This is a genomic window from Bacillus oleivorans (assembly GCF_900207585.1).
Classification (GTDB): domain Bacteria; phylum Bacillota; class Bacilli; order Bacillales; family JC228; genus Bacillus_BF; species Bacillus_BF oleivorans.
Genome location: NZ_OAOP01000007.1, coordinates 152,236 through 163,527 on the forward strand (window position 1 = coordinate 152,236; position 11,292 = coordinate 163,527).

The 11,292-nt window shown below is 39.2% G+C and carries 11 protein-coding genes; all 11 read left to right on the forward strand.

Annotated elements, in window-relative coordinates:
* Nucleotides 1-9: 9 nt before the first annotated feature.
* The 11 genes from sucD to fliE all read left to right on the forward strand — a co-directional run bounded on the left by sucD (nucleotide 10) and on the right by fliE (nucleotide 11,238).
* Nucleotides 10-912, forward strand: a complete 903-nt coding sequence (gene sucD, locus CRO56_RS15695; RefSeq protein ID WP_097159573.1) for a succinate--CoA ligase subunit alpha — start codon at nucleotides 10-12, stop codon at nucleotides 910-912.
* Nucleotides 913-979: 67 nt separating this feature from the next.
* Nucleotides 980-1,858: a DNA-processing protein DprA gene (gene dprA / locus CRO56_RS15700; protein ID WP_097159574.1), complete on the forward strand. Its 879-nt coding sequence runs from the start codon at nucleotides 980-982 to the stop codon at nucleotides 1,856-1,858.
* Between the two features lie 311 nt (nucleotides 1,859-2,169).
* Nucleotides 2,170-4,245, forward strand: coding sequence for a type I DNA topoisomerase (topA, locus tag CRO56_RS15705; protein WP_097159575.1), 2,076 nt, complete (start codon nucleotides 2,170-2,172; stop codon nucleotides 4,243-4,245).
* Between the two features lie 167 nt (nucleotides 4,246-4,412).
* On the forward strand, nucleotides 4,413-5,714 hold the full coding sequence (gene trmFO / locus CRO56_RS15710) for an FADH(2)-oxidizing methylenetetrahydrofolate--tRNA-(uracil(54)-C(5))-methyltransferase TrmFO (RefSeq protein WP_097159576.1): 1,302 nt from the start codon (nucleotides 4,413-4,415) through the stop codon (nucleotides 5,712-5,714).
* A 60-nt stretch (nucleotides 5,715-5,774) separates the two neighbouring features.
* On the forward strand, nucleotides 5,775-6,674 hold the full coding sequence (gene xerC, locus CRO56_RS15715) for a tyrosine recombinase XerC (RefSeq protein ID WP_097159577.1): 900 nt from the start codon (nucleotides 5,775-5,777) through the stop codon (nucleotides 6,672-6,674).
* Nucleotides 6,675-6,700: 26 nt separating this feature from the next.
* Entirely contained in the window at nucleotides 6,701-7,243 is a 543-nt protein-coding gene (gene hslV / locus CRO56_RS15720) for an ATP-dependent protease subunit HslV (RefSeq protein WP_097159578.1), read from the forward strand.
* A gap of 2 nt (nucleotides 7,244-7,245) precedes the next feature.
* Entirely contained in the window at nucleotides 7,246-8,664 is a 1,419-nt protein-coding gene (hslU, locus tag CRO56_RS15725; protein WP_097159579.1) for an ATP-dependent protease ATPase subunit HslU, read from the forward strand.
* Nucleotides 8,665-8,776: 112 nt separating this feature from the next.
* Nucleotides 8,777-9,556, forward strand: a complete 780-nt coding sequence (gene codY / locus CRO56_RS15730; protein ID WP_097159580.1) for a GTP-sensing pleiotropic transcriptional regulator CodY — start codon at nucleotides 8,777-8,779, stop codon at nucleotides 9,554-9,556.
* Nucleotides 9,557-10,084: 528 nt separating this feature from the next.
* Nucleotides 10,085-10,477, forward strand: coding sequence for a flagellar basal body rod protein FlgB (gene flgB, locus CRO56_RS15735; RefSeq protein WP_097159581.1), 393 nt, complete (start codon nucleotides 10,085-10,087; stop codon nucleotides 10,475-10,477).
* A 1-nt stretch (nucleotide 10,478) separates the two neighbouring features.
* Nucleotides 10,479-10,925 carry a flagellar basal body rod protein FlgC gene (flgC, locus tag CRO56_RS15740; RefSeq protein WP_097159582.1) on the forward strand — a complete coding sequence of 149 codons (447 nt, stop codon included), beginning with the start codon at nucleotides 10,479-10,481 and terminating at the stop codon, nucleotides 10,923-10,925.
* Nucleotides 10,926-10,938: 13 nt separating this feature from the next.
* Complete coding sequence (fliE, locus tag CRO56_RS15745; RefSeq protein ID WP_097159583.1) at nucleotides 10,939-11,238, forward strand: flagellar hook-basal body complex protein FliE; 300 nt, start codon at nucleotides 10,939-10,941, stop codon at nucleotides 11,236-11,238.
* Nucleotides 11,239-11,292: the final 54 nt, after the last annotated feature.

Here is an 11,292-nt window from a genome sequence, read left to right on the forward strand (position 1 = left end):
GGGAGTAAAGTGAGTGTATTCGTTAATAAAGATACAAAAGTAATCGTTCAGGGAATTACGGGTTCAACAGCCCTTTTCCATACAAAGCAAATGCTTGAATACGGTACTAAAATCGTTGGTGGAGTAACACCTGGTAAAGGTGGTACTGAAGTAGAAGGAGTACCTGTATTTAATACAGTTGAAGATGCTGTTAAAGCAACAGGAGCCAATGCTTCTGTAATCTATGTTCCTGCTCCTTTTGCTGCAGATGCAATCTTGGAAGCAGTAGATGCTGAATTAGATTTAGCCATTTGTATTACTGAGCATATTCCAGTATTAGACATGGTTAAAGTTAAGCGTTATATGGAAGGTAAGAAAACTCGTCTTGTTGGACCAAACTGTCCTGGAGTGATCACACCAGAAGAATGTAAAATTGGAATCATGCCTGGATATATCCATAGAAAAGGTCATGTAGGTGTCGTTTCCCGTTCTGGAACTCTAACATATGAAGCAGTACACCAATTAACTCAAGCAGGAATTGGTCAGTCTACTGCAGTTGGTATTGGCGGAGACCCAGTTAACGGTACAAACTTCATCGACGTATTAAAAGCATTCAATGAAGATCCAGAAACAGAAGCTGTTATCATGATCGGTGAAATCGGCGGAACTGCTGAAGAAGAAGCAGCACGCTGGGTAAAGGCGAACATGAAAAAGCCAGTAGTCGGATTTATTGGCGGCCGTACTGCACCTCCTGGAAAGCGTATGGGGCATGCTGGTGCAATCATTTCTGGTGGTAAAGGTACAGCTGACGAAAAGATTAAAGTCATGAATGAGTGCGGAATCCAAGTTGCAGACACTCCATCTGTAATGGGTGAAACACTGATTAAAGTGTTAAAAGAAAAAGGCTTATACGAAAAGTGTAAAAATCTTTAATCTGTCATAATAGGGGTGGCAACGAGACTGTCACCCCTATTAAATATAAAAATGAGGTGAAACCTGTTTGTATTCAATTAAAGAACAATTATTAGCCCTACACCACTCCAGGCATGTAACCCCTAGCAGCCTGCAAAAAATAATCCTCCTGCACAAGCAGTTCTTTCCAAACCAAGATCTCCTGTCTATTGTTCCTAAAATAAATCTATCCCCCGTTATTACCAAAGAAATTGAAAAAGACTTTCATCATTATTTTGAGCAAAGAACAAGCGAAGTCTATAGCCAGCAAAAAATAAAAGCGATTACTATTTATGATGAACAGTACCCGGAATTCTTAAAAGAAATTCCAGACCCTCCCCCTGTCCTATACGTAAAAGGTATTCCTTCTCTATTAAAATCATCCTCTAAGAGACTCTCTGTAGTAGGTTCACGAACCCCGACAGAATATGGGATAAAAGTCCTTCATTACTTGCTTCCGCCGCTCATTCAGGCAGGGTTTATCATCGTGAGCGGACTTGCTAAAGGCATAGACAGATTCGCCCATGAAACGGCGATTCAATCTGGCGGGCAAACCATTGCTGTTCTAGGGAATGGGTTTGAACACACATATCCTGCTGAAAATAAAAAATTATCAGCGTATATTGGCACGCATCATTTGCTGGTATCCGAATACACGCCGCCTGAATCACCGAAAAAGTGGCATTTTCCCGCACGAAATCGAATCATAAGCGGTTTATCTGTGGGTACACTTATAATAGAAGGGAAATACAAAAGCGGCTCTCTCATAACAGCGTATAGTGCTTTAGAACAAGGAAGAGAAGTATTTGCAGTCCCCGGTCAGATTCTCCACCCTAATTCAGAAGGACCACATCGTTTAATCAAGGAAGGAGCAAAACTGGTTGCCCATCCTGACGATGTATTAGAAGAATTAATCCCCTTTATATAAAAATTTTTTTTAGCAAATTTCAACAACTTGTCTAGTACAAATTAAAACATACAGAATTGAAATTCTTCATTAGGAAAAGCCTATCAATAAAGGGATTCTAGTGAAAAATAACCTTTTGGAATTGTATAAAAGATTCACAAGATTCGAGCGGGAAAGCTTGCAATTTTCGAGGATTTTGATTAAATTTGGCATCAGTCACATTCGCTTTCCCATTGACAAATAAAAAAACGGTCTATAATATGTATGGAAGATTTATCAAACACGAAAGTATAAAGGTTTTAGGGGAAGACCTCTCCTTAAGGAGGATGTTCATGTCAGATTTTCTCGTCATCGTAGAATCGCCTGCAAAGGCTAAAACGATTGAACGTTATTTAGGAAAAAAATATAAAGTAAAAGCTTCGATGGGCCATGTCCGGGACTTCCCAAGAAGTCAAATGGGTGTGGACACTAAAAATAATTTCGAACTGAAATATATTACCATTAGAGGAAAAGGGCCAGTACTAAAAGAATTGAAAGCAGCTGCTAAAAAAGCTAAGAAAGTATACCTTGCAGCCGACCCTGACCGTGAAGGGGAAGCCATTGCTTGGCATTTGGCACAAAGCCTGGATGTTGATATAGACTCAGACTGCCGCGTTGTATTTAATGAAATCACAAAGGATGCCATTAAGGAATCATTTAAGCATCCTAGACCGATTAATATGGACCTGGTCGATGCTCAACAGGCGCGCAGAGTATTGGATCGTTTAGTTGGCTACAACATTAGTCCTTTATTATGGAAAAAGGTTAAAAAGGGCCTTAGCGCAGGCAGGGTACAATCTGTAGCGGTTCGTTTAATACTTGACCGTGAGAGGGAAATTCAGAAATTTGAGCCGGAAGAATATTGGACGATTGATACAGAGTTTATAAAGGGAAAGGATTTATTCCAGGCAAGCTTCTATGGACTTGCGAATGAAAAAAAGAATCTCGGTTCAAAGGAAGAAGTAGAAGAGGTTCTGAACCAATTAAAGGGAGACAACTTTATCGTTGAAAGTGTCACCAAAAGAGAGCGAAAAAGAAATCCCTCTCCCCCTTTTACAACGTCTTCTCTTCAGCAGGAAGCTGCGAGAAAATTAAACTTCAGAGCAAAAAAGACGATGATGCTGGCTCAGCAATTGTATGAGGGAATTGAACTTGGCAAGGAAGGAACCGTCGGTTTGATTACCTATATGAGAACTGATTCGACCCGTATTTCTGAAACAGCTAAGAATGAGGCAAATTCTTATATCGTTTCAACTTTTGGAAAAGAGTATGCAGCACTGGGAACAAACGAGCCCAAAAAGAGTGCCCAGGCTCAAGATGCTCATGAAGCAATTAGGCCAACCAGCGCCATGAAAGAACCTAATGATTTGAAACCTTATTTATCAAGAGATCAATTACGGTTATATAAATTAATTTGGGAGCGTTTTATAGCTAGCCAAATGGCTCCTGCCATTATGGATACGATGAGTGTAGATTTAAAGAACGGTAATGTAACATTCCGGGCAACTGGTTCCAAAATTAAATTTCCAGGCTTCATGAAGCTCTATGTAGAAGGAACCGATGACGGAGTTGAAGAAAAAGAAAACTTTCTTCCTGATTTAAAAGAAGGAGATGTGGTTCAGTACAAAGATATTGACCCGAAGCAGCACTTTACTCAGCCTCCTCCAAGATATACGGAGGCCCGGCTCGTTAAAACTTTAGAAGAGCTCGGAATCGGACGTCCATCGACTTATGCACCGACGTTGGATACCATTCAAAAACGGGGTTATGTAACTCTAGAAAATAAACGATTTGTCCCGACAGAGCTTGGAGAAATAGTTTCTGATTTGATTACTGAATTCTTTCCTGATATTATAAATGTTGAATTTACAGCTAACATGGAAAACAGTTTAGATTCGATTGAAGAGGGCAAAGTCAACTGGGTTCAAATTATCGATGATTTTTACAAGGACTTCGAGAAGGACCTGCAAAAGGCTGAGAAAGAGATGGAAGAAGTCGAGATCAAAGATGAACCTGCTGGAGAAGATTGTGAAGTATGCGGAAACCCAATGGTATTTAAAATGGGCCGTTACGGTAAATTCATGGCTTGCAGCAATTTCCCGGATTGCCGGAATACGAAACCAATTGTAAAAGAAATTGGGATAACATGTCCTAAGTGTCACGAAGGAAACATTGTTGAACGAAAGAGTAAAAAGCGAAGAATTTTTTACGGCTGTGACCGGTTTCCAAATTGTGATTTTGTTTCTTGGGATAAACCAGTTAGCCGTCCATGTCCAAAATGTGAAGGTCTTCTAGTCGAAAAGAAATTGAAAAAGGGTATTCAAGTCCAATGTACCCAATGTGATTATAAAGAGGAACCGCAACAGTGATGGAGTGAGCATTTAGCTCACTCTCTTATTTTGTAAAATTTTTAAGCAGAATGCGTGAAACTTTTATATTTTTCAAACGTAATGTAAAATGCAGGATGGTAGTACACAAAGATCATTCTTTAAAGATCAATCCAGTGACTGTCATTTGAAGAAAAGGAGGAAGTTTCTTGACAGTTGTAAATGTAGTAGGTGCGGGTTTGGCTGGAAGTGAAGCTGCCTGGCAGCTTGCAAATAGAGGCATTCAAGTCAAATTATATGAGATGAGACCTAAAGTTCAAACACCAGCCCACCACACGGATAAATTTGCAGAGCTTGTTTGCAGTAACTCATTGCGTGCAAATAGTCTGACAAATGCAGTTGGAGTTATAAAAGAAGAAATGAGAATTTTGGATTCACTAATCGTGTCTGCTGCAGACCGTTGTTCCGTTCCAGCCGGAGGAGCACTTGCTGTCGACCGGCATGAATTTGCTCACCATGTCACAACTTCATTAAAGGAACATCCGAATATTGAAGTAATTTCGGAAGAAGTAGCTGACATTCTAGAAGGAATAACGATTATAGCTACGGGACCGCTAACAAGCCCAAATCTGTCTAGCCGCTTAAAAGAGCTGACAGGTGAGGAATATTTGTATTTTTATGATGCAGCTGCTCCGATTATTGAAAAAGAAAGTATTGATTTAGAGAAGGTTTATTTGAAATCCAGATATGATAAAGGGGAAGCAGCTTATTTAAACTGTCCGATGACAGAGGAAGAATTCGACCGTTTTTATGAAGCCCTCGTGTCAGCAGAAGTTGTCCCATTAAAAGAATTTGAGAAAGAAATTTACTTTGAGGGTTGTATGCCAATAGAGGTAATGGCAGCTCGCGGTAAAAAAACATTACTTTTCGGACCAATGAAGCCGGTTGGACTCGAGCATCCTGAAACAGGAAAGCGCCCTTTTGCGGTTGTTCAGCTGAGACAGGATGATGCAGCGGGAACATTATATAATATTGTCGGATTCCAAACTCATTTAAAATGGGGTCCGCAAAAAGAGGTAATCCGGTTGATCCCTGGTTTGGAAAATGCTGAGATTGTCCGTTATGGGGTTATGCACCGTAACACATTCATTAATTCACCAAAGGTTTTAAAGCCAACCTATCAATTTAAAGAACGCGAAACCTTATTATTCGCCGGACAAATGACAGGTGTCGAAGGGTATGTGGAGTCAGCTGCAAGCGGACTGGTGGCTGGTATTAATGCAGCCAGACTGGCCCAAGGCAAAGAACCAGTTGTATTTCCTGAGGAAACAGCAATGGGCAGTATGGCACATTATATTACGAACACAAACTCTAAAACCTTCCAGCCGATGAATGTGAACTTTGGATTATTTAAGCCGTTAGATGAAACCATTAAAAATAAACAAGAGCGTAATGAGCAATTGGCCAATCGAGCATTGGAAACAATTCAAAATTTTGTGAAAAAAGTGTAAAATAAATTGCAAGGGCTATCTGAATATGGTACTATTTAGTAGCCCTTGTGAGGTGATTACATGGATAATGTAAAAGCTCTATCTGAATTTAAAGAGTATATGCAAATTGAAAAAAATTACTCATCTCTCACAGTACTGCATTATACAAAGGATATTGAGTCGTTTTTTCAATTTATGAAGGAACAGGGTATCGTAAATCTCGCTAAGGCAGAGTATTTTGATGCCAGGCTTTTTGTTTCCAAGCTGTTTGATGAATCATATAAGAGATCTAGTATTTCCAGGAAAATTTCCTCGCTGAGAAGCTTTTATGCTTACTTAATGAGGGAAGGGAAAGTCGAACAAAATCCTTTCCAAATGCTCGCACTGCCAAAAAAAGAAAAGCGCTTGCCTTCTTTTTTTTATGAGGTGGAAATGGAGAAGCTGTTGCAGAGTCAATTTGATGACGGGCCAATCGGGCAACGGGATCAGCTGCTTTTAGAACTGCTTTATTCAACAGGAATCCGGATTAGTGAAGCAGAAAGCTTAAAGCTCGAAAACATAGACTTTTCCGTAGGCACAATTCTTGTATATGGAAAAGGAAAAAAAGAGCGATATATCCCATTTGGGAGTTATGCCCGCGATTTACTTCGTATATACATAAATGACGGGAGACAACAGCTTTTACAAAAAGGGAAGAAAAATCACTCTTTTTTGTTTGTCAACTTTCGGGGTGGTCCTCTAACGGCTCGCGGAATGCGTGATATCTTAAACAAAATTATGGATCAGGCAGCGATGCATGCTCATATCCATCCTCATATGCTGCGGCATACGTTTGCTACGCATATGCTGAATAACGGTGCAGATTTACGTTCGGTCCAAGAGTTATTAGGACATAGCAATCTTTCATCTACCCAGGTCTATACACATGTAACAAAAGAGCATTTACGAAAAACGTATCAGTCATTTCATCCGCGTGCTTAAGTGTAACTCGAGAAGGAGGAAATCAAATGTCTAACTTTCATGCTACAACGATATTTGCAGTCCAGCACAATGGAAAATGTGCAATGGCTGGAGATGGACAGGTTACCTTTGGAAATGCAGTGGTAATGAAGCATACTGCCAGAAAGTTAAGAAGGTTGTTTGGAGGAAAGGTATTGGCAGGCTTTGCGGGTTCTGTTGCTGATGCATTCACCCTTTTCGAAATGTTTGAGGGCAAGCTTGAAGAGTTTAACGGGAACTTACAAAGAGCTGCAGTTGAATTGGCCAAACAATGGCGAAGTGATAAAGTTTTGCGAAAGCTCGAAGCGATGCTGATTGTTATGAATCAGACGCATATGCTTTTAATTTCAGGTACGGGTGAAGTCATCGAGCCAGATGATGGAATTATAGCAATTGGTTCAGGTGGGAATTATGCTCTTGCTGCCGGGAGAGCCTTAAAGCGCAATGCAGGTGAGTATCTTGATGCTCACGCGATTGCAAAAGCAGCATTAGAAACGGCAGCAGAAATTTGCGTTTATACGAATCATGAAATTATCATAGAGGAGCTGTAAACATGGTGAATCTAGCGAAGGGAAACGCAACTTATTTAACACCTCGACAAATTGTGGAACGATTAGACCAATATATCATTGGCCAAAAAGATGCAAAGAGGGCGGTAGCTGTTGCATTAAGGAATCGTTTTCGCCGGAGCCAGCTGCCTGAAAAGCTAAGAGATGAAATTAGTCCAAAAAATATTTTAATGATTGGACCAACTGGAGTAGGGAAAACAGAAATTGCAAGACGCATGGCGAAGCTGGTAGGAGCTCCATTTGTGAAGGTTGAGGCAACAAAATTTACAGAAGTAGGTTATGTCGGCCGGGATGTTGAATCAATGGTTCGCGACCTTGTGGAAACATCTGTAAGGCTTGTTAAGGAAGAAAAACTGCTCAGTGTTCGTGAAAAAGCCGAAAAAAATGCCAATAAACGATTGGTAGAGTTACTAGTACCAGGCAAAAAGAAACAAACGAATATGAAAAACCCTTTTGAAATGCTGTTTGGCGGAGGCGATCAAAATGACGATCAGCAATCCAACAATGATGATCACAATCTGATTGAGCGCCGAAAGATTGTCAAAGAAAAGTTAGACTTAGGTGAACTTGAAAACGAGTACGTAACCGTTGAAGTCGAAGAACAGCAGCCATCTATGTTCGATTTACTCCAAGGTTCTGGAATGGAACAAATGGGGATGAACATGCAGGATGCCCTAAGCAGCCTGATGCCGAAAAAGAAAAAGCGAAGAAAGCTTACAGTCCGGGAAGCAAGAAAAGTCATTGCGAATGAGGAAGCCAATAAGCTTATTGATATGGATGAAGTAACATCCGAAGCGATATTCAGAGCTGAACAAACCGGTATCATTTTTATCGATGAAATTGATAAAATCGCAAGCCGCGGCAATCAGACTTCAAACGCAGACGTTTCAAGGGAAGGCGTACAGCGGGATATCCTGCCAATTGTTGAAGGATCTACAGTTGTTACAAAGTATGGTTCAGTAAAAACCGATCATATTCTGTTCATGGCAGCCGGGGCTTTTCATACGGCAAAGCCATCCGATTTGATTCCTGAACTGCAAGGACGATTCCCAATTCGGGTCGAGCTAGGAAAATTATCGGCTGAAGACTTTGTCAGAATTTTAGTAGAACCTGATAATGCCTTAATTAAACAATACAAAGCATTATTAGAAACAGAAGGTATACAAATTGAATTTTCTGACGATGCTATTCGTAGAATTGCCGAAATCGCTTTTGATGTGAATCAAAACACAGATAATATCGGGGCTAGAAGATTACATACAATTTTAGAAAAGCTGCTGGAGGATCTTTCATTTGAAGGGCCTGATATCAACTTAGAAACAGTTAAAATTACAAAAGAGTATGTGGATGATAAGCTAAGTGCGATTTCAAAAGACAAAGATTTAAGTCAATTCATACTTTAATTAAGTGTGGCCCCCCTTCATTTAAGGAGGAAAACACTTAAGCCAGACAACTCACAGCTTAAAATAAAAAAATAAATAGGATGCAGCAAGCAATGTAGTAGGAGGAAGAACAATGGATTTATTATCAAAAACAAGAAAAATTAATGCGATGCTTCAAAAAGCAGCAGGAAAACCTGTTAATTTCATGGATATGGCCAACACTTTAAGTGAAGTCATTGAAGCAAATGTGTATGTGTTAAGCCGCAGAGGGAAATTACTAGGTTTTGCCATTAATCAGCAAATTGAAAATGAGCGTATGAAACAAATGCTCGCTGAACGCCAATTTCCAGAAGAATATACTAAAAATTTATTTAGTATCCAAGAAACTTCTCCAAATCTTGACGTTTATAGTGAGCATACAGCTTTCCCGGTAGAAAATAGAGATCTGTTTAAAAACGGGTTAACTACAATAGTTCCGATTAACGGCGGAGGAGAAAGATTAGGTACGCTCATTCTCGCTAGGGTAAACGCTGAGTTTTCAGATGACGATTTAATTTTAGCTGAATACGGGGCTACTGTAGTAGGAATGGAAATTCTCCGTGAAAAATCAGAAGAAATTGAAGAGGAAGCTCGAAGTAAAGCAGTTGTTCAAATGGCGATCAGTTCACTTTCTTATAGCGAATTAGAAGCAATTGAACATATTTTTGAAGAATTAAGCGGTAAAGAAGGCCTTTTAGTTGCTTCTAAGATTGCAGACAGAGTCGGGATTACCCGTTCTGTAATCGTCAATGCACTTAGAAAGCTGGAAAGTGCTGGTGTTATTGAATCCCGTTCATTAGGGATGAAAGGTACCTATATCAAAGTTTTAAATGATAAATTCTTAGATGAACTTGAAAAACTAAAAACTTCTTGATAAAAATGAATAGTTTGTTCTGAACAGACAAAATCAGTTTAGACAGTCTTAAAAAACACATGGCTTTTTCGATTGAAAAGGCCATGTGTTTTTTTGTCGAATCAAAGTATGTAATTTTGGCAAAGTCAAATCAATTTATTTTGTGTATTTTATATTAATAAAATTTTTTTTGCGTAAAAAAGGAAGGATTTTGTTACAGTTGAAACATTACTGAAAATTTGAACAAAAAGGGAATGAAAATAGGTTAGAAAAATTTTCCTAATGGAGAAAAAGTCAATATTCATGCGGTTTCGACACTGTTTTTTCGACAAACTTCTATTTCCAGAATTTCATGATACTGGTTAATTGCCAAAATTCGACTAGCGGGCAATCCCATTTACCTCTTGAGAAAATAGGAAAATAGACATAGTAAAATGTCGTTTTACTTCATAGACATATGGGGCGTTTATCATTAGAATAGTTATTATATTAGGTTTATCTTCCAGTATTTTTTCAAGTGTTACATTTCAATTACGCGAGGTGATCTTTGTGAAATTATTTTCTGATATCTTTACTTCGCTCGAACAGGGGTTACAATATTCGACAACAAAACAAAAAGCCATTTCAGACAATATTGCAAATGTCGACACTCCCAACTATAAGGCGAAGACAGTTACCTTCCAAGATACACTTCAAAAGGCGACATTAGAAATTAATGCCTATAGAACCGACGCAAGACATTTTACCTTCACTGCAAATACCAATAGCAGTCCTGTTATTGAAGCAAAATCCACGCTTGTTTACAACAACAATGGAAATAGTGTTGATATGGATAAGGAAATGGCAGATTTGGCAAAAAACCAAATTTATTACAATGCTTTAATTGACAGACTTAGCAGCAAGTTTTCATCCCTGCAAAATGTCATAAAGGGAGGACAATAAGATGAACGCCTTTAACAGTTTTAATATTACTTCATCAGCGCTTTCTGCCCAAAGGCTTAGAATGGATGTTATTTCGTCTAACATGGCCAATGCCGATACAACCCGGGCTGAACTCGTTAATGGCGAATGGCAGCCGTACCGGAGAAAAATGGTTGTGCTAGAATCAGAAAACAGCTTTTCAGGTCTATTAAATCGGGCTATGAATAACAAATCAGCGGACGGGGGAGTGGCCGTAACGAATGTAGTGGATGATCAAACTCCTTTTAATCTTGTCTATGACCCAAGCCATCCTGATGCCAATGAACAAGGCTATGTTGAAATGCCGAATGTTGATCCGTTAAGAGAGATGGTAGATCTTATAAGTGCAACAAGATCATATGAAGCCAACGTAACGGTATTGAATGCGACAAAAGCAATGATGATGAAAGCTTTAGAAATTGGGAAATAGAGGGGGAATTTAAATGATTAATCCAATATCCGGTCCAGCCCTGCCAACTGCTGCTGCTGCGAATACAGAGCGTACAAGTCCATTTGAAGCTCAGAAATCATTTTCTTCATGGTTAAAAGATTCGATTGAACAGGTTAATAAAGCTCAAGTTGAATCAGATCAGATGACCCAGAAATTAATTCAGGGAGAAGATGTAGAATTACACGAAGTTATGATTGCTGCTTCAAAAGCAAGTGTTACGTTACAAGCTACAATTGAAGTAAGAAATAAAGTAGTTGATGCTTATAAAGAAGTTATGAGAATGCAACTATAAGTTTTTCTTTTGTAGAGGATTTCCACGCTTGGTAAGCGTGTATGTACTCGGGGG